The sequence below is a fragment of the Belliella kenyensis genome (assembly GCF_022549675.1).
Classification (GTDB): domain Bacteria; phylum Bacteroidota; class Bacteroidia; order Cytophagales; family Cyclobacteriaceae; genus Belliella; species Belliella kenyensis.
This window is the reverse complement of sequence record NZ_JAKZGR010000009.1, coordinates 151,852-171,869: the sequence shown is the minus strand read 5'-3', so window position 1 is coordinate 171,869 and position 20,018 is coordinate 151,852. Positions and strand designations below refer to the sequence as shown.

Genomic DNA, 20,018 nt, shown 5'->3' with positions numbered 1-20,018 from the left:
ATCAACCTTTCGTTTTTTTCACAAACCATTCGTATAGCAAACCTAATCCATAGGCACTTAGCTGACCGAAAGAGGTAATAACAGCCAAAAAACCAACGAATAAAGATTGATTAGCCACAGTAGCACTGATCAAAACCCCAATCAGCCAAAGTACCAAAATAAAGTTGGCGATATTCACTATCGAACCTGTAGGAAGCAGAATATTAAAAAGCAATGTAACACTCCAAAAAAGCAAAAATAACATTGGCAAAAGATGAACTAGCTTTACTGCGTCAGAGTGATATCGACTGATATTGATTCTATTCCTCCCAAATGAAAAACTTTGTCTGAAAAATGAAGTAAAGGTACTCTTTCTGTTGTGATATACATAAGCCTCTTCAACCAATTCAAGCCTATATCCCATTTTTTTAAGCCGTATACTCAATTCTATATCTTCCCCACTATTGGGGTCTACAAATCCGCCTGATGCTGTGAAGGCATTTTTGGACAAGCCCATATTGTATCCTCTTGCTTGGTATTTGCCAGGATTTTTTAATTTCCCTCTAATACCTCCAGTGGTCAAAAATGACGTCATACTGTAGTTCATAGCTTTTTGAAGTATCGAAAACTCACTCGAGGCTGCATCAGGACCACCAAATGCATCAAGTCCTCTACTTTCAATAGCAAGCGCTATAATATTGAAATAGCCCTTTGGTATAACACAATCTGAATCGAACATCACAAAAAAATCCCCTGTTGACTTTTCCATGCCAAAGTTTCTTGCAAAGCCCTGGCCACTATTCTCTATAAAAAAGTATTTTACGTTCAACCTATTCAAATAGGAATTCACGATTTGCTCACACCTTACCGAAGAACCATCTTCTACGACAATGACCTCATAAGGCAATGGATCTTGAGTCACCAAACTCCTTAGTAGAGCATCAATTTCTTCAGGTCTATTGTATACTGGTATGATTACAGTGAATTGCATCAATCTTCTAAGTTCACTTGATCACTGATATTGTAATCTGCTTTGCGTGAATTGTTGGAAGTCATCATCTCCGATATGAATCCAGTCAAAAACAACTGAACTCCTACGATCAATGCTACTAAGGCTAAGAAAAACAGCGGCTGATCTGTGATCTCCCTTACTTTACTTCCTTGATAGAGCCCATATACTTTTTGAAAAATAAGCCAAATAGTGATCAAAAAGCCGGTTAAAAATGATACTGTCCCAAGTGTCCCGAAGAAATGCATAGGTTTCTTCTTATAGCGATTTACAAATGATACAGAGATCAAATCTAAAAACCCGTTGAGAAACCTTTCAAGTCCAAACTTGGTCACCCCGTATTTGCGTGCTCTGTGTTCGACCACTTTCTCACCGATCTTAGTATATCCATTCCACTTGGCTATAAGTGGAATATAGCGATGCATTTCTCCATAGATATGGATGTTTTTGACCACTTTGAGCTTATAGGCTTTCAAACCACAGTTAAAGTCGTGCAATTTGATTCCAGATATCCACCTAGTCACTCCATTGAAAAACTTGGAAGGTATTGTTTTGGAGATTGGATCATAGCGCTTTTTCTTCCATCCTGACACCACATCATATCCTTCCTCCATGATCATGTGATATAGCCCAGGGATTTCATCTGGACTATCTTGGAGATCTGCATCCATAGTGATCACAACTTCACCTGAGGATTTGCTGAATGCCATATCCAGTGCTGCTGATTTACCATAATTCCGAGTGAAATTCACTCCTTTTATAGCTGGATTCAAAGAAGCTAGCCGCTGAATCTCCGCCCAAGAACCATCCGTACTTCCATCATTGACAAAGATTATTTCATAAGAAAAGCCGTGGTCATTGACGACCCGGCTGATCCAATTACTCAATTCTGGCAAAGACTCCTGTTCATTGAAAACAGGTACAACAATGGAAATTTGAGTCATTTTTTTTGGTTAATAATCTAATGATTTATCTCTTCTCTTTAAAATAGCTCCAATAATCAAAGCTATTATTGCATAGCCTATGAGCATAAATAGCTGACCTTTCAGCATACCCAAAGGCGTGAAGCCATCCGCAACAGACTTTCTCATTTCATCAATTTGATCACTAGTCATGGAATCTGCCACACCAAAACTTTCCATCATGCCCATAGTTTTCTCTAATGTAGCATCAGCCATCACTCCTGGCAAAGCTGGATCCACCACATAGTACAAAACCATCAAACCAGCTACGCTTATCAAAGCTCCCACCACCAAAGTGATAAAGGAAAAGTTAAACGCCGCACCGAATTCCATATATCCTCCAATGGACTTACGGTATTGAATCCCGAAATAAATTACCAAACCTAAAGTAACTACAAGGGAAACAACTTGAAACAAAGTACTTACCAATTGCTCGGCTCCTAGAAAATAAAATACAAAAGTTAAGATAATAGATACAATACCAAGGATCAACCCTGCATTGATTCCTGCTTTAAAAGGTGTTTGTTTTGGTTCCATATGATTTGTCAGTTTAAATTTCTTCTCAAAATAATGGAAATAATGATTGTAAAAAATAGTCCAAAGACAATTTTCCAAATAAAATCGTTCAAAGCTATATTCACAACAGTAAGTTCACTTATACTTTGATAAGTTCTATCGAATACTTCTTGACCATATTGCTGTATGGTGAAGTCCTTTTTATCTGCCGTAATCAGTAATTTATTCTCCTTGATGATCTCAAATAATGAAGGTGCCAAATACAAGCCTATAGTAATACCTACAAAAGACACCAGGGCATTTGTAAAATAAACCACGAAACCTACTGTCATTCCCTCTGCAAAGCTCAGATGATTGTCATTGAGCTTCCACCTGATAAAGTAAAGTGCTGCACCTACAAATAAGGGCACTGTCACAAAACTAAACAACTGACTCGACAAAGTAGGGTCTTGACCAAGAATAAGACCAATACCAAAAAAGGCTATTATCGAAAATGCTGCACCTAGTAGTCCTATTTGTATGGCGTAAGAGAAATATTTAGACATTATAGTTTGATAAGTTCACCTTGACTGATTACATACTTTACTTTCCCTGCCAAAGCAGTGTTCATCCATGGATGATTTGAGGACAATGAAAAGTTAGAATTCACATCATATTCCCAAGATGCTTTAGGGTCAAAAATAGTAAACTTGGTAGATTTACTTCCATGAGATCTCAAAACTGCATCAGCACTTTTTGTAACCTTGGAAATAAGTAAAGGCCAAGACATTTCTTCTGAAAGCTTAACCAAAGCAGGTAAGAAAGTCTGTAAACCAATCATTCCCGATGAAGCTAAATCAAACTCCATATGCTTTGCATCAAAATCCTGAGGCTGATGATTGGACACCAAGGCATCAATCGTGCCATCTTTCAGACCAGCTATAAGTGCCTCCCTATCTTCCTTACTTCTAAATGGGGGATTTACTTTCAGATGAGTATCAAAACTTTGAAGATCATCATCAGTAAAGATCAATTGATATACAGAGACATCACATGTTACATTCAATCCCTCTTGTTTAGCTTTCCTTATCTCCGTCACAGCACCAGCTGTACTGATCGTCTGGAAATGCAAGTTGCCACCAGCATATCTTAGGATATCTATATTTCTTTTGACGGCGACTTCCTCCGCAAGATTTGGAATCCCTTTCATTCCTATTCGAGTAGACACCACTCCCTCGTGCATCTGACCAAATAAAGCCAATAAGGGTTCATAACTGTGGTCAAAAAGCACTCCATCAAACTTCTGAAGGTATTGCAGTACTTTCATGAACCTATCTGGATTACTCAAAGGTTGCAAACCATCTCCAAAAATATACCCTCCATGAGCATTCAAGTCCAATATATCTGTAAAATCCTCCCCTTTGTTGTCTTTGGTAACCGAAACTTGAAATAACGCTTCCGTAAACCACTCACTAGTCCTTTGCTTCAAGGATAAAAGATCACTTTTGAATTGTAAAGCAGGCTTAGTGTTAGGCATCAGCACTGCCTTGGCAAATCCAGATTGCTTAAGCAATTCCCCAAGACTTTCTAGTGTCTCTTTATACTCCTCTCCCGGTTCTCCTGCAAGACACCTCAAATCCACCCACCCCTCTGAACAAAATAATCCTTGGCAGTCAATAGTTTCAGTAATATTCACAGAAGAGTCAGCATCATACTCCCTTAAGCCATCACTATCAACGACATAATCATTCAATTCATGAACAGTATCACAATCAATAAACCTAAGCGATTTTAGCAGAATAGACATAGAAAATTGAGTTTGTGCAAAACTGCAATTTTATTCCCTAATTATGAAATAACAGCTAAACTAGGTTGAAAAAAATATACTAATGTATTTTGGCAATATGGATATACGGAACTTTGCCAATAACATTACAAAATTCCGATTTATCTAACTTCCGATAAAAATTGATATTAGATATTTATGGATATTGACCATTAACAATCTGTTGAGCCAATGAATTGAAGTTACTGGCAAAAAAGCGTATTATCAGATTTGGCAAATTAATATTTGAAAATGTTTTCATCTTCTATTCTAAAAATCCAATAGGTGAATAAGTGATAAAGCTAATGCTGATATTTTAAATACCGCATTGAGGAAATTAATTATTGTGTGTTTACGCAAAGACACCAGTAACCAAGTCATATTTGGGATTTTCAAGATCCAGCTATTCCTTGAAGCTCATCGAAACTAACCCCGAAGTAATCTATTGTTTGGATAAAATACTTGTTATTGCAAAAAAACGGATATACATATTAAGTAATACTTTGCCACTCTATTTTCAATTGTTAGCTTAAAGCAAAAACTTCTAACGAGCTACTGATGACCTAAAGCGCTTCTACCTTCCATGATTTTAAAAAATAAGATATGTGCCATTTTGTGCGCATGTGCTCTAGCAAATTCAGCTACTTCTCCTTCGAAATGTTCCTGCAAAGTGACCTCCCATAGAGAAAGCCAATGCTCAAAATGGTTTTGATCAATCTCACTCCCTGTATGCCTATCTACCTCCTTGTGCACTGGCACTGGATTGAACTTTCCTGCACCTGGCCCAGAGTGCAATAAAACCATCTCCCAAAAATCTGTCAATCTCTCCAGATGCATTTCCCAATCCTCCACAATCCCATTAAATATTGGCCCTAACAGCTCATCTCGTCTTACTTTTTCATAAAAAGACCTAACCAATATTGACACTTCTTTTCTACCCTCTATTTCCTTCATTATTCTTCACTTTTCAATATCTTTTTCAACACCTTCAAATCCCCATCTATACCTTCTGGAATCGGTAAACCTAAGAGATGTGCAATCAAGGGATAGACATGAATATTTTGAAAAGAATCTATGGTCAATCCCTCCTTGATGCTTTCTCCCGCTGCATAAAATATGGCATGCATCTCTTTATACGCTGGACTGAAGCCGTGCTCGCCAAAGACTTCTGTTTTCAACGTCCCTGACTTCTGCTGATACTTGACCATGTCAGGAGTGGTGGCCAAATAAAACCCCAAATCAGGCATGATAAGTAAATCTCCAAGTCGATCTGCATAAGATGTTATATTCTTGTAATATCGCTTATCCTTTACTTTCACCACTTGAAAAGGTTCTGAAGAATCAGACAGCTTAAGAAAAACATCCTCTAATTCAAGTGGATTATTTAAGTAAAGATGTGCCAGAGCACCATTATTAACTACCCTTGCGTCTATATCTTTGGTGAGGTGATCAAGGTTGATCAAATTCTCTTTAGGCACATCGACCATCCCATGATCAGACACTACAAATAGATTTACCTCGAGGTCGAGACTTTTCACTCCTTCAAATAACACCCCTAGTTCATGATCTAGCTTTTCAATTCTTCTTTTTAGCTGCTCATCATTATTAGGTCCATAAGCGTGTCCTACATCATCTATATCTGAAAAATACAAGGTGATCAACCTGGGCCTTTCCTCTTCAGGTAGCTCAAGCCATGTCAAAGCTTGCGTGACCCGAGTCAGATTAGAGACAGAAGCATCATAGTTTCTATAGTAGGAAGGCCTTACCCCTTGAACATCTGCTTCAGAGCCGACAAAGAAAAAACTCGCAGCCTTGAGGCCATGCTCCTCTGCCAACACCCAAAGTGGCTTCCCTCCATACCAATAGCCATCTTCTACAATATTTCTATTGCGAATACTATAGACTTCATCCTTTCTCGAATCATAAAATGCATTATTGACTAGGCCATGATTCTCAGGCTTCATCCCAGTTGCAATGCTGTAGTGATTCGGGAAGGTTTTGGTCGGAAATGAGGGGATCATAGACTTGGCAGCTGTGCCTTCAGCTATCATCCCTAATAGATTCTTTGGCTGAAATCGCGCTGTATAATCATACCTATATCCATCCAAAGAAATCAAAATCACATATGAATCACCTGACTGTGCAAGACTTTGCTGTAGCATGCCAAAAATACAACTCACAACTATCAACCCCTTTATAATGCTCATTTTCTAATTTTTCCATTTGATCACGGCAAAGGTAAGTCAAGCCAGCATAGTACCCAATACCACAGAAAAAATAATATCAACAGCTGATTTGAGTGACATTTTCAACAACTTGATAATATAGCTATATTTGTACCACCAACCCAAATATGAATTGGATATGAAAAAAACAATTTTAGCCCTGGCCACCACAGCTACTATGCTGTATGCATGTGAGCCAAGTGAACAAAAAACAGACGCTATGAACCCTTTCTTTGAGGCTTATGATACGCCTTTTGAAGTCCCTCCATTTGACAAAATCAAAAATGAGCATTTTGCTCCTGCCATCCGAGAAGGCATCAAGCAGCATCAGGCAGAAATCGATCAAATCGTCAACAACTCGGAAGAACCGACGTTTGAAAACACAATAGAGGCAATGGAGTATGCTGGAGAACTATTGAGCAAAGCCTCCACTGTATTTTATAACTTGAACTCCGCTAATACCAATGATGAGATTCAAGCAATAGCTAAGGAATTAGCTCCAGAAATCTCTGCGCATAGCGACAACATTTCTTTGAATGCTGAACTTTTCAAAAGAGTAAAAGCAGTATGGGACAGCAAAGAATCTCTTAACCTTAACCCTGAGCAAGAAAAGCTTTTGGAAAAAACTTACAAGTCTTTTGTAAGAAATGGAGCTAACCTAAGTGAGGCTGACAAAGAAAAGTTGAGAGAAATCAATACCAAGCTATCATCGCTTACGCTTCAATTTGGTCAAAACCTACTTGCTGAAACCAATGCATTCAAGCTTGTGGTAGACAAAGAAGAAGACCTTGCAGGATTACCTAAAGGGCTAATAGAAAGCGCAGCGGATGATGCAAAAGCTGCTGGTGAAGAAGGCAAATGGGTTTTTACACTTCAGAATCCTAGCATCATGCCATTTCTTCAATATGCAGAAAACAGAGAATTGCGAAAAAAAATCTGGGAAGCCTACAAAAACAGAGCCGACCAAGGCAATGAATACGACAACAAAGCAGGCTTGATCGAGACTGCTAACCTGAGAAGACAGAAGGCTCAGCTACTTGGCTACAAGACCCATGCAGACTATGTCTTGGAAGAGTCCATGGCAAAAAATGCTGACAATGTGTATACGCTATTGAATCAGCTTTGGGCTCCTGCCCTAGCAAAAGCAAAAGTAGAAAGGGATGAAATGCAAGCTTTGGTGAAAGCTGAGGGTAAAGATTTCCAAATTGAACCATGGGACTGGAGATTCTATGAAGAAAAATTGCGCCAGCAAAAATTTGATCTTGACGAACAGGAGATCAAGCCTTATTTTTCATTGGCAAAAGTTCAAGACGGTGTTTTCATGGTAGTCAAGAACCTATGGGGACTTACATTTGAAGAAATCGAAAACATACCTACTTACCATCCTGACGCTAAAGCTTATGAAGTCAAAGAAGCCGACGGAAGCCATGTAGGAGTATTATACATGGATTTTCACCCAAGAGCATCCAAAAGAGGAGGAGCATGGATGACTTCATACAGAGCACAAAAGACAGAAGACGGAGAAAGAAAAGCCCCTATAATCTCTATTGTGTGTAACTTCTCTAGACCTACTGCAAATGCGCCAGCTTTATTAACTTTTGACGAAGTGACTACCTTCTTCCATGAGTTTGGACATGCCCTTCATGGCTTGCTTTCAAATGTACAATACAGAAGCTTGGCAGGAACTTCAGTTCCTAGAGACTTTGTAGAGCTACCATCACAAGTAATGGAAAATTGGGCTACAGAGCCAAGCGTGATGAAAGAATATGCTTTTCATTATGAAACTGGCGAAGTGATTCCTGATGAATTGATCGCTAAGCTTACTAAAAGCGGTACTTTCGGACAGGGCTTTGGAACTACAGAATACCTTGCAGCTTCACTCATGGACTTGGATTACCACACCCAGTCAGAGGACATCACTATGGATGCTGAGAAATTTGAGAAAGCCTCTATGGAGAAAATTGGTTTGATAGATGAAATCATCCCAAGGTACAGAAGTCCATACTTCCAGCATATTTTCGCAGGTGGCTACTCTTCTGGGTACTATAGCTACATATGGTCAGGGGTACTCGACACAGATGCTTTCCAAGCTTTCAAAGAAACCGAGCTTTTCAACCAAGAAAAAGCACAAGCCTTCAGAAAAGAAATCCTAGAAAAAGGAGGCACTGACGAGCCAATGAAAATGTATGTGAATTTCAGAGGTGCAGAACCAAAAATTGATGCACTTCTGAAGAAGAGAGGCTTGGATCAAGTTTCTGTGAACAGAAGTAAATAAGAAGTACTCACATAACTCATTCAATAAACTTCGGGGTCTTGTGGCTTTAACTGTTTAAGGTCACAATTCCTCGAAGTTTTTTAGACTAACTTTTATCCGCTTCAATATTTTTGGCTAAAAATTCAGCTCACTTTGGGGTAGAGCCATTCTATCCTCCACTTTTTTCTCAAAAAATCAACAAACGCTTCACTTTATATTTCTTCAAAGAAGTGAATCAAAACAATTTCCAATTCACGCTATTGAAAATCCACTTTACGACCTTTGGATAAAAACTTGGCTCACTTCGCGGCAAAATCAAACCGCGTCATCAAACACATCCATTCGGATACTTGTCAATAAAGTAATCCCAAGTCCCGCAACGGCGATTAGCACAAATGAAGCTTTTAGACTCGAAACCTCTGCGATAAACCCAATCAAAGGAGGGCCTACCAAAAACCCGAAAAATGAAATGGTAGAGACCATCGCCAAAGCTACACCTGCCGAATACTGCTTTGACCGACCTGCAATACTATAAGAAACAGGAATAATCGCCGCTACACCTAACCCAACCAGCAAAAAACCAAGAACTGCTGGTACTGCACTAGGAAAAACGACAGACAAGATCAATCCCGAAAAAATCAACACACCGCTTCCTCTCAGAATCATTAATCTTCCAAATCGATTGTTCAACCTGTCAGCAACGAACCTTCCTGAAGCCATTGCCCCCATAAAGGCTACATATCCCAAAGAAGCTAGGTTGGCATCGATAGTAACTACTTTTTTGAAATAAACACCACTCCAATCAAACATACACCCTTCTGATAACATACCCAAAAATGCAATACCTCCAATCCTTAAAAGTAAATTGTCAGGCTTCTTCAGTACTAAACCTCCACTTCCTTTTGCCCCTTGCTCCTTGACCAGAAACCGTGGGGAAACAATTAAAATCAACAATACAATACCTGCTATAAAGAGATAGTGAATCCTAGGCAATACATCTAAGTAAATCATGATCCCGCCCACTCCAGCTCCTGCAAATCCAGCGAGACTCCACAGTCCATGAAAAGATGCCAAAATACTCCTTCCATACATATCCTCAATGGCCAATGCCTGGGTATTCAATGATATATTCATCAAATTGCCAATCATCCCAAATGTCACTATCACAGGAACAAGCATCCAAAGGCTAAAGCTAAAACCAATCAAAGGTAAAAACATCATGTACCCCAAGCCGCTAATCATAATCACTAGCTTACTTCCAAACTTATGAACTAGCCATCCAGCTAGGGGCAGGGCGATGAGTGAGCCTATGGGTAAACCCAAAAGTAAAGTACCCAATTGAGATTCAGAAAGCTCAAACTTTGCCTGAATATCGGGAATTCTGGATGCCCAAGAAGCGAAGCAAATACCTGCCAAAAAAAATAAACTTCCGAGAGCCGCTCTCCTTTTTTGCAATAGTGTCATAGGTATCAATAGGTGAAATCAGACTGCAAGTTACACCTATTTCCACCCAGCCAAAAGCCAAAAATCACAATTTGAAAGCTGAAAAAATTTCAATCGATTGAACTCCAAAAATACGCAGTTATTTTTTTTACCATAAACAATTCCTCAGCTACAGCAGTTTCGAACATATGGAATTTGTAATCGCTGGCAGTGTGGTTCTTGCTGCCATATTGATGATCAGGCTTGTGATCAAAAAGGTATTTAACGAATAATGGCCATCTCTATTGAGACAGCCATTGATTTCTTAGTTTGGAAGCTTATCAGAAAACTTGCCATATACCCAGGTCCCCGCTATGGCACTAAGTAATGTCACCAAGACTACGGTAAACCCACTTCCTATCTGAGCAAAAAGTGGTCCTGGACAAGCTCCAGTCACCGCCCATCCTAAGCCAAATATCAATCCACCGATAACTTGGCCTTTTCTGAATTCTTTTTTGGGGATTTTGATTTCGTCACCCTTTAGAGATTTTATTTTGAATCGCTTGATCAACTGAATCGACAATGCCCCTACAGCTATAGCAGAACCTATCACCCCATACATGAAAAAGGACTGTAGTCTGAACATCTCCTGAATCCTAAACCAAGAGATGATTTCTGCTTTGACAAATACTGTCCCAAACAATATCCCTATAATTAAATATTTCAATAAGCCTTCTTTGCTTTCTTGCATGTTTGGCGCTTCACACGCTTCAGGCTGTAAATTTTTCACTTGTTCTTTCACTTTCATAATTTACCTTTTCTTAAAAACCAACCAATTTCATCAATGGACCTAGAAGCACATGGGTCATCAAAAATCCACCAATCATAAAAAATATCGTAGCCACTAGCGAAGGCCATTGCAAAGAGGATATTCCCATGATCGCATGCCCAGAGGTACAGCCTCCTGCATACCTAGTCCCAAAACCAACCATAAACCCTCCGATCACGAAGAAAAGTAGACCTTTAGCCGTAAATAGATTTTCCCAATTGAAAATCTCTGCTGGCATCAGTTTAGAATAATCAGTGATACCTAAGGCTGCCAAATCCGCTTGAGTAGATTCAGCTACTACTATGGTGTCTGGATTGGAAAGAAAGGTTGTGGCTAAAAAGCCCCCTACCAATACCCCCAATACAAATATTATATTCCACATCTCTTTTTTCCAATTATATGTGAAAAAGGGGATATTCGCAGGTACGCACATTGCGCACACGTGCCTCAAAGAAGATGATATCCCGAAAGATTTGTTCCCTACCAAAAGCAATACAGGTACAGTCAAACCTATCAGCGGACCGGCGACATACCATGGCCAAGGTTGAGAGATCCATGCAATTAATTGTTCCATTTTACTATAATTTATGTTTGTTGTTTTATTCCAAATCAAGAAGTTCATCTACTACTTTCTGAATTTACTTCTTCCATGCTAATAAGCTAAAATCTATAATCAATAATAAAGTTCAAATTCCACATACCTACCCTATTGATACGCATTTCGTCTGTTAGATTCTCCCCATTTTTAGGAGCTTTATTCACAGCGAGAAGTTGTAGGTTTAAGCCCTCATAGTAGTCCTTGAACTTATACTCCAATTGACCTACAAAATGATAATATGAAGGGATTCCATATTTATTGGTTGTGTATGCATTCATCCCCGAGTGATTGACCAAACCTGCACCAAGTTCTACAATGAGACCATCTATCCCTGTTATCGTGTCGTATTTGAAGGTATAAGCCTGCATATCACCAGCTCCTTCAAAACGCTCTCTTGGCAGGCTTGCAAAGAATCGTTCCCTGCCCCATTCTCTTGGAAATAGAAATCTACCCTTATCATCTATTGCTAGGTAATTGAATGAGAAATTATGATTGCCTTTGAACACCCCCACTTTTGCCCCAACACCTGAAGTTCGCTCACTTGGAAGCATATAGGCCAGTTGTGGATCAGCATTTCCCCCATCTCGAATAGGTAATTGATGAAAACCTTGAAGTCCAAAATATAGCCTTGTGCTTTTAGTCAAACTGCTTATATATTCGACTTGCCCAAAGCTCATATTGAATACATTATCAGCTGTATAATTCCACAATTGTCCTGTCAAGCCCTCATCATGGAATTGGACACCGATAATCCCAAGTCCTTTTGATTTTATATTGTCGCGGTAGTTTGAAGGCTCCCCGAAAGGGTTCCTTCCAAAACTATATACACCAAAGGAATCATCAATCTTATACCAATCCACAGTACCTCTTATGTTCACTTGGTTGACCCACATCATAGTAGTCTTGATTTTCAATCCAGAATATGTTGCAGATAAGCCCTGAAAGATATTTGGCCTCATCCTATTGTCTTGATCATTGACCAGAGGGCTATTCACTTTCTGTCTACCTATAACAAACTTCAGCCTATTCCTTCTATACGCAATATACAACTCCTCTAGCCTATCCAGTCTATTGGTATTTTCGATATCATTCATATCGTAGAGCAAAATTTCATACCTATTCCCTGCATTAGTAATGGGATCTGCTATTCGGACATTTTGCTCATAAACCTGATAAGTGAAAAAGCCATTGAACCTAAAATGAAATCCACCCCACTCTGGGCTGGTATATCCAATTCCAGCACCAGCGGCTAAAGTTGCATAATCTATTATAGGGCCAGTATTAATCGTAGACATGAAATACGATCTGAAGTGAAAATCAAATTCTCCACGCTTAAGATCACTTTTCAGAGAAGGCCCCTTCACTACTGCTGTGTCTAGACTTTGAGATGAAAACACAAAGCCGGGAATCAAGAGAAGCATCCATAAGACTAAAATCCGAATCATTCCCAAAAGTCTAAAAAACAAAACCCGTAAAAAGTGACAAAAATCACTTAATAGCCAAATGCTTGACCAAAACCTTTTAAAAACGAATTTGAAAAAGAAAAAAGCGACTTGGTTAATTCATTCCCAAGTCGCTTTTTCAATTCATTTAACCTTTATTAAGTGCTTAAAGTAATGTAGAAGGGCACACATAATCACTCACTGGAAATTTCTCCGAAGCTTTGATTGCCCCAAAACCTCCTTTGACATCGATTAGGTTATCATACCCCCTAGCTTTTAGGATAGATACAAAAATCATAGACCTATACCCTCCAGCACAATGAACATATTGCGTCTTGTTTTTATCTACCTTGAGCATACTTTCGTTGATATAATCCAAAGGAGCATTTTCAGCACCTAGGACATGCTCACTTTGAAACTCACTTTGCTTTCTTACATCTACGATTTGTCCATCTATTCCTTGCTTTAGTATATCTGCCAATTCCTCTGGCGTAATTGAAGTCACTGAATCAACTTCCCTGCCTTCAGCTTGCCAAGCTTGGAATCCTCCTTCGAGATAGCCTATAGCATAATCATACCCTACCCTAGCTAGCCGAGTAATCACTTCCTCCTCTCTTCCTTGTTCTGCAACTATCAGAATCTCTTGCTTCAAATCAGGTATCAGTGCTCCCACCCAAACAGCGAAACTTCCATCTATTCCGATATTTATGGAATTTGGGACAAAGCCCTTTGCAAATTCCTGAGGTGCTCTGGTATCGAGGATCACCGCGCCAGTCTCATTGGCAGCGGCTTCGAATGCTTGAGGTGAAAGTGGATTTACACCACGCTGGAGTACTTCATCTATACTATCATATCCTTGGATATTCATCATGACATTCTGTGGGAAGTATGCTGGTGGAGGTGTGAGTCCAGTGGTGACCTCTTTGACAAACTCCTCCTTGGTCATCTCCTGCAGTGCATAGTTCGTTTTCTTCTGATTGCCCAATGAATCGGACGTCTCTTTGCTCATGTTTTTACCACAAGCCGAACCCGCACCGTGCGCAGGATAGACGATCAAATCGTCAGGCAAAGGCATAATCTTGTTTCTCAATGATTCATACAAATGCCCTGCAAGCTTGTCTTGTGTCAAGTCTGCAATCACTTTCTGAGCCAAATCTGGTCTTCCTACATCTCCAATGAACAACGTATCACCTGTGAAAATTGCCTCCTCTTTTCCTTCTTCATTATATAGCAAATAGCAAGAACTCTCCATCGTATGCCCAGGAGTGTGGATCAATTTGATTCTCAAATCTCCCACCTTAAATTCCTGATTATCTTCTGCTATAATAGCATCAAATCCAAGCTTCATACTTGTAGGCCCGTAAACGATCTGAGCTCCAGTCTTTGTTGCTAAGTCTTTGTGACCTGACACAAAGTCCGCATGAAAATGCGTTTCAAAGACATATTTGATCTTGGCATTATTTTTCTCCGCCTTATCCAAGTATGGCTGGACTTCCCTCAATGGGTCAATGATCGCTGCCTCACCAGCTGATTCAATATAATATGCCCCTTGAGCCAGGCAACCTGTATATATTTGTTCTATTTTCATAGTATGCTTGTTTATTTTTTATTCTTAACCTTTGACAAACTTAAACAATCTCGTAATAATACTTTGTGACATTTGTCATAATCAGACCTTTGTACTGATGTTATTTTTGATAGATTGAATCAATTGGTGCTGAGGCACTACACCAGATTGTCTCCAGCGGATTTCGCCTTGTTGAAACAAAATTAATGTAGGCACACCTCTTACTTGGTACTTGCTAGCAGCCAAAGGATTCTTGTCCACATCTACCTTGATGATCTTCACTTGATCTCCAATCTGACTTGCAACCTCTTGGAGAATAGAGCTTAGCTGCTGACATGGTCCGCACCATGTGGCATAAAAATCAACCAAAACTGGGATCTCTCCAGAGATTAAATCGTTGAAACTCTTTGCTTGTCCACTCATGTTTACCATTGTTTATTAATATGTCAAAATTAACCTCGAAGCATATATAGATCAGTAATTTTTATCACAAAGGCTTAAAACCTGTTAAAATCCCAAAATTTACTGAATTATTCATTATTTTCGCCCGATACATCTATTTCAATAACCATGCTTGATTACAAAAAGGTCAATAACCTGACAGGTTGGCTTGTTGCAGCAGTAGCAACTTTGGTATACATACTCACTGTGGAACAAACAGCCAGCTTTTGGGATCCAGGAGAATTTATTGCTGTTTCTTACAAACTACAAGTACCCCACCCTCCAGGAGCCCCATTTTTCCTACTCGTATACAGGATGTTTGGATTCTTGGCTTTGGGTGATGGACTACAGGTAGCTTATTGGATGAATGTAGGTAGTGCCATATTTTCTGGTCTCACTATCCTGTTTTTATTCTGGTCGATCACACTACTAGGTAGAAAACTATACCGTATCAAAGCTGGTCAAGAAAGTGTCGGACAGACTATTTCATTGATGGGTGCAGGAATAGTAGGTGCTTTAGTATACACATTTTCCGATAGCTTTTGGTTCTCAGCCGTAGAAGCAGAAGTGTATGCCATGTCTTCATTTTTCACCGCGATCGTTATTTGGGCATTTTTGAAATGGGATGTGATTGAAGACCCAGTTTTAGAAAATAAGTGGATGATCTTTATCGCCTACCTGGTAGGCCTTTCCATCGGAGTCCATTTGCTGAATTTGGTTACTTTACCAGCTTTGGCACTAATCTATTACTTCAAGAAATACCCAAATCCCAACATCAAGGGTGGCGCTATTGCATTACTTTGCGGAGGTGTTGCTTTGATAGTTATCAATAACTTGATCATCCCAGGTCTCCCAAGCATGGCGGGGTCTATTGAAATCTTCTTTGTCAATAGCCTTGGTCTACCTTTCGGATCTGGTATCGTTTTCTTTACAGCAGTTTTCTTAGGATCCTTGATATATGCTATTCTTTATAGCATCAAAAAAGAAAAGGTAATCCTCAACACGATCTTACTTTCATTGACATTTGTACTGATAGGATACAGCTCTTATGCACTTATCGTAATCCGGGCCAACCAAGATCCTATCATCAATGAAAATAATCCTAAAGATATCATCAGCTATGTATCTTATCTAAAAAGGGAGCAATATGGGTACAGACCATTACTTCATGGGCAATACTTTGACGCTAAAGTAGTCTCCCAAGAGGATGGATCTGCTGTCTATGCAAAGGGCAAGGACAAGTACGAAATCGTTGACTACAATACCGTAACAAAATACGACCCAAGCAGGACTACAATTCTTCCAAGGGTCTACTCCACCCAGGAAAGACACAAGCAGATTTACAGATCCAAGTTAGGACTGAGTCAAGGGCAGGAGCCAAGCTTTGGAGACAACTTATACTTCATGTTCACCCATCAGCTTGGCCACATGTACTGGAGGTACTTTATGTGGAACTTCTCCGGAAGAGAAAGTGACTATTCAGATGCCCCTTGGCTAGGGATCACTGATGCTTTTAGTGACAAGTTTCCAGATTATATCAAAGAAAACAAAGCGCACAACAATTACCTGATGCTTCCCTTGATACTTGGATTGATTGGTATTTTCTTTCAGGCAAAAAAAGATCCCAATTCATTCTATGTGACATTAGGGCTCTTCTTGATGATGGGAGTGGTACTTGTGCTTTACCTGAACTCACCACCTGTAGAGCCTAGAGAGCGAGATTACATTTATGTTGGTTCATTCTATGCATTTGCCATATGGGCAGGTTTTGGAGTATTGGCACTTTCTCATTGGATTGGGAAAATCAATAAGAACCTAGCCATAGCTGGTGTGGTAGCTACTTTGATAACCTTCCCTGTGCCTGTGATCATGGCTATCCAAAACTGGGACGATCATAACAGGCAAGGTAGATACTTCTCTGTGGATTCTGCGAGAAACTTCCTAGCATCATGTGAACCAAATGCCATCTTGTTTACTGGTGGAGACAATGACACTTTCCCACTTTGGTATGTACAAGCTGTAGAAAACTTCCGTACGGACGTCAGGGTGGTCGTTTTGAGCTACTTCGATACGGATTGGTATGTAGATCAAATGACTCGCAAAGCTTATGAGTCAGAACCACTTCCTTTTAGCCTGAGCTATGAAAACTACAAAAAAGGAACCAATGATTACTTATACCTCATGGAGCGTGAGGGACTTGATGCGATTTCTGCCAAAGAGTATCTGAAGCTTATCAAGAACAATTCGGATCTTCTCAAGCTAAGCGCTGGATCGAGCAAAATGACCATCAACATGGTGCCAGCCAGAAACATCATCTTGGATGTCGATATAGAAAAAGTTTATAACAATGGCTTGATCCCTGAAGGTATGGAGGCATTGATGGTAGACCAAATGAACCTAAGGATAAAGGGAGAGTATGTATCTAGAGGCAACTTGATGCTGATAGACCTAATCACCAGCAACAACTGGGAAAGACCTATCTACTTCAACAACACTTCACTGGCGACGATAGGAATCGACATCGAGGATTATGTAGTCATGGAAGGCATGACTTACAGATTGCTTCCAGTAAGAAAACCTCAAAACTTCAGGGCCGAATTGGTGAATACTGAAAAATCTTACAAACACATCATGGAAGACTTTGCTTTTAGAGGAATGGATAATCCTGACAATTATTTCGATGATGAGTTTAGAAGATTCACTTCAAATCATAGAAGCGCAATCAATAGCATCGCCATAGCACTTCTAGATGAAGATGAAATGGATAAAGCTGCCGATATCTTGAAACACAGCATAGAAAAAATGCCACATGAAGCTATACCATACGATTTGGCAAGTGGGCAATCCGTCCCTCTCCTTTTCGAAGTAGGAGAAGATGATATGGCGCTAGATATTGTCGACAAAATGTCTGTCAAATCCATACAATTACTTGACTTCTATGCTCAAAACAATAGAGAATATGATAGGGAGGCTATGATTTCTCTAGAAATGCTGAGGTATTTTGTACCATTGCTAGAAGAAAGAGGGTATGAAGAGCTAGCCGCAGAACTTAAGAAAAACCTGGAAAGATACATCGGTAATACTGGTGTCGGAAGAAGTCTGGACAGGAGGTAGAATATTTTACCATTTCGAACTAACACAAACTAAAAGCACCTTACAGCTAGGGTGCTTTTATTTTTTTAGGTCACCTAATTATTTTCTCAATTAAAGAGTTATATTCAAGGAGTTTTTAAACATTTTAAACTCTTTTAATTATGAAAATATTTTTTGACAATAGTGAAACTATCTGGAATGGCTTGACCCGAACAAGTAGACTTGAAGAACAGACATATTATCAACAAATATGGATTCCATGTGTAAGAAGTCAAGGAAGACTTCTTGAGCTTGAACATAGCTATAGTCCAAACGACAGGGATGGTGCATGTGGCGAATGGGGATTTATACAGAGAACTAGGAATGTAATGGTGAATTACCCCTCCGATGGTTTTATCCCTTCATACAGTCAAGATCTTTCTTTTATCCCAAGCTCAAATCGGTACTATATCAATGGCGCAAATCATATAGAATTGCTAAACATGTCCAACAGCAGACTCAATGGATCTCCTAATGATGCCACCAAAGCTGAGTTTGAAAGAGCTTTTGGACTAAGAGATGATTTATTCTTTATACCAAGAAGATAAAAAAAAGTGAAAATTTATTTTATCTTCATCCTAATAATCCTCTTTGGAGCTTCATGCTCCAAAGAGGATACTCCCACGCTTAAGCGTAATGATAAAGGGGAGCTGATATCCATTCCTTACTTATGGAAAAAACGTCTGCACAAATCCAATCCTCAAGTCAATGGAAGAATGGATACTCCGATTTATTTGGAGAAAAACATAGTGATTCCTATGACAGATGGCCCTTTGGGAAGATTGCTATCTATGATAAATACTGAAAGTGGTAATACAATTTGGGAATGGGATGAAAGGTTTGTTCCTGAAACAGAAGAGATAGTTATATACATGTTTCATTTGTATCAAAACATCCTTTTTTACAATATAGGAAGCCGGCTATATGCAGTTAATATTAAAACTGGAGAAACCCATTGGAGAAAGCGAGAAGATAGATCTTTTTGGTCTCATACTTATGGTAAAGGTGCTGAATTTTACATTTTTGGTCGATCCGATGCCTTTCCTGACTCTATTGATCAGTCTATAGTATTTAAGGGAGATATGTATACTGGGAAGATTGAAGAATATTTAATTCCAAATTTTACTGGCAATCATCTTTATGGAGGAAATCGTATAGGCTCGGTACCCGCCGCAGTCCCTATTGATTTTGATGGGAAAGAACACTTGATTGTGGTTTGGCAGGAGGGTATCTCAGGATATAACTTACAGTCATATCTTGGACTATGGGACAAAACAAACGGCGAATGGATTTACGAGAAGTCGGTCATAGTCGAGCCTAGTCTAAATGGAACACTACTAAACCCTCCTGTAATATACAATGACCGGGTCTATTTGGCTGTAGGCTTTGAACTTGCCTGCCATGACATCCGATCTGGAAAACAGCTCTGGAAGCGAAGGTTTGATGGGGAAACATTCTTTTCCAATTTCCTGATCGAGGAAGGAAAGCTGGTGGTCAATAATGAAGATCAATTTGTCTATTGTCTTGACCCAATATCAGGAACTCAACTTTGGAAAACAAGAGGATCTGGCACCAGTAGCTACATGAGTTACCTCAATGGAGTAGTTTACTTTGTAGGAGGTGCTACAGGTAATCTTCATGCCATAGACATTGGAAGTGGAAAAACAGTGTGGAAAATTGACATCAACTATTTAGGAGAAAGTGGGGATAGGTTCAGGACATCCGCAGTCTATGTTATCCCAGGAGAAAACAACAAAAAAGGTAAAGTCATTGCTTTAGGAGGACTTAACGCTTATTGCTTTGAAGCTTATAGATGATTTAAATGTTTAATCTTATAA

General features: G+C 39.4%; 17 protein-coding genes. 4 read left to right on the top strand and 13 right to left on the bottom strand.

What is annotated here, in order from left to right:
- Position 1: 1 nt before the first annotated feature.
- The 7 genes from MM214_RS11340 to MM214_RS11310 all read right to left on the bottom strand — a co-directional run bounded on the left by MM214_RS11340 (position 2) and on the right by MM214_RS11310 (position 6,477).
- The gene (locus MM214_RS11340; RefSeq protein WP_241295509.1) at positions 2-970 is read right to left on the bottom strand and encodes a glycosyltransferase; all 969 of its coding nucleotides are present in this window, start codon (positions 968-970) and stop codon (positions 2-4) included.
- Positions 970-1,932: a glycosyltransferase family 2 protein gene (locus tag MM214_RS11335; protein ID WP_241295507.1), complete on the bottom strand. Its 963-nt coding sequence runs from the start codon at positions 1,930-1,932 to the stop codon at positions 970-972. The genes MM214_RS11340 and MM214_RS11335 overlap by 1 nt, the downstream gene beginning before the upstream one ends.
- A gap of 9 nt (positions 1,933-1,941) precedes the next feature.
- Entirely contained in the window at positions 1,942-2,487 is a 546-nt protein-coding gene (locus tag MM214_RS11330; RefSeq protein WP_241295506.1) for a DUF4199 domain-containing protein, read from the bottom strand.
- Positions 2,488-2,495: 8 nt separating this feature from the next.
- The gene (locus MM214_RS11325; protein WP_241295505.1) at positions 2,496-3,011 is read right to left on the bottom strand and encodes a DUF4199 domain-containing protein; all 516 of its coding nucleotides are present in this window, start codon (positions 3,009-3,011) and stop codon (positions 2,496-2,498) included.
- A complete protein-coding gene (locus MM214_RS11320; protein ID WP_241295504.1) occupies positions 3,011-4,252 on the bottom strand; it encodes a dihydroorotase in 1,242 nt (413 codons plus the stop codon). The genes MM214_RS11325 and MM214_RS11320 overlap by 1 nt, the downstream gene beginning before the upstream one ends.
- Positions 4,253-4,822: 570 nt before the next feature.
- Complete coding sequence (locus MM214_RS11315; protein WP_241295503.1) at positions 4,823-5,224, bottom strand: group III truncated hemoglobin; 402 nt, start codon at positions 5,222-5,224, stop codon at positions 4,823-4,825.
- Positions 5,224-6,477 carry an alkaline phosphatase family protein gene (locus tag MM214_RS11310; protein ID WP_241295501.1) on the bottom strand — a complete coding sequence of 418 codons (1,254 nt, stop codon included), beginning with the start codon at positions 6,475-6,477 and terminating at the stop codon, positions 5,224-5,226. The genes MM214_RS11315 and MM214_RS11310 overlap by 1 nt, the downstream gene beginning before the upstream one ends.
- Positions 6,478-6,634: 157 nt before the next feature.
- Here MM214_RS11310 and MM214_RS11305 point away from each other — a divergent pair, with 157 nt between their 5' ends.
- A complete protein-coding gene (locus tag MM214_RS11305; RefSeq protein WP_241295499.1) occupies positions 6,635-8,770 on the top strand; it encodes a M3 family metallopeptidase in 2,136 nt (711 codons plus the stop codon).
- A gap of 294 nt (positions 8,771-9,064) precedes the next feature.
- Here the strand turns inward: MM214_RS11305 and MM214_RS11300 are convergent, their stop codons facing one another.
- From MM214_RS11300 to trxA, 6 genes are all read right to left on the bottom strand, one after another.
- On the bottom strand, positions 9,065-10,213 hold the full coding sequence (locus MM214_RS11300) for an MFS transporter (RefSeq protein WP_241295497.1): 1,149 nt from the start codon (positions 10,211-10,213) through the stop codon (positions 9,065-9,067).
- A 283-nt stretch (positions 10,214-10,496) separates the two neighbouring features.
- Positions 10,497-10,979, bottom strand: a complete 483-nt coding sequence (locus MM214_RS11295; RefSeq protein WP_241295495.1) for a DUF6691 family protein — start codon at positions 10,977-10,979, stop codon at positions 10,497-10,499.
- A 13-nt stretch (positions 10,980-10,992) separates the two neighbouring features.
- Positions 10,993-11,574 carry a YeeE/YedE family protein gene (locus tag MM214_RS11290; RefSeq protein ID WP_241295493.1) on the bottom strand — a complete coding sequence of 194 codons (582 nt, stop codon included), beginning with the start codon at positions 11,572-11,574 and terminating at the stop codon, positions 10,993-10,995.
- An 86-nt stretch (positions 11,575-11,660) separates the two neighbouring features.
- Complete coding sequence (locus tag MM214_RS11285) at positions 11,661-13,043, bottom strand: OprD family outer membrane porin (RefSeq protein ID WP_241295492.1); 1,383 nt, start codon at positions 13,041-13,043, stop codon at positions 11,661-11,663.
- Between the two features lie 163 nt (positions 13,044-13,206).
- Positions 13,207-14,628, bottom strand: a complete 1,422-nt coding sequence (locus tag MM214_RS11280; protein WP_241295486.1) for an MBL fold metallo-hydrolase — start codon at positions 14,626-14,628, stop codon at positions 13,207-13,209.
- A gap of 81 nt (positions 14,629-14,709) precedes the next feature.
- Positions 14,710-15,030 (bottom strand): thioredoxin, encoded by a 321-nt coding sequence (gene trxA / locus MM214_RS11275; RefSeq protein WP_241295485.1) that lies wholly within the window; start codon positions 15,028-15,030, stop codon positions 14,710-14,712.
- A 147-nt stretch (positions 15,031-15,177) separates the two neighbouring features.
- On the opposite strand from trxA, the gene MM214_RS11270 reads away from it, so the two are divergent.
- The 3 genes from MM214_RS11270 (at position 15,178) to MM214_RS19100 (ending at position 19,997) form a co-directional block, all read left to right on the top strand.
- A complete protein-coding gene (locus MM214_RS11270) occupies positions 15,178-18,162 on the top strand; it encodes a glycosyltransferase family 117 protein (protein ID WP_241295484.1) in 2,985 nt (994 codons plus the stop codon).
- Between the two features lie 140 nt (positions 18,163-18,302).
- Entirely contained in the window at positions 18,303-18,728 is a 426-nt protein-coding gene (locus tag MM214_RS11265) for a hypothetical protein (RefSeq protein WP_241295483.1), read from the top strand.
- Positions 18,729-18,734: 6 nt separating this feature from the next.
- A complete protein-coding gene (locus MM214_RS19100; protein ID WP_241295482.1) occupies positions 18,735-19,997 on the top strand; it encodes a PQQ-binding-like beta-propeller repeat protein in 1,263 nt (420 codons plus the stop codon).
- The last annotated feature ends 21 nt before the right edge of the window (positions 19,998-20,018 follow it).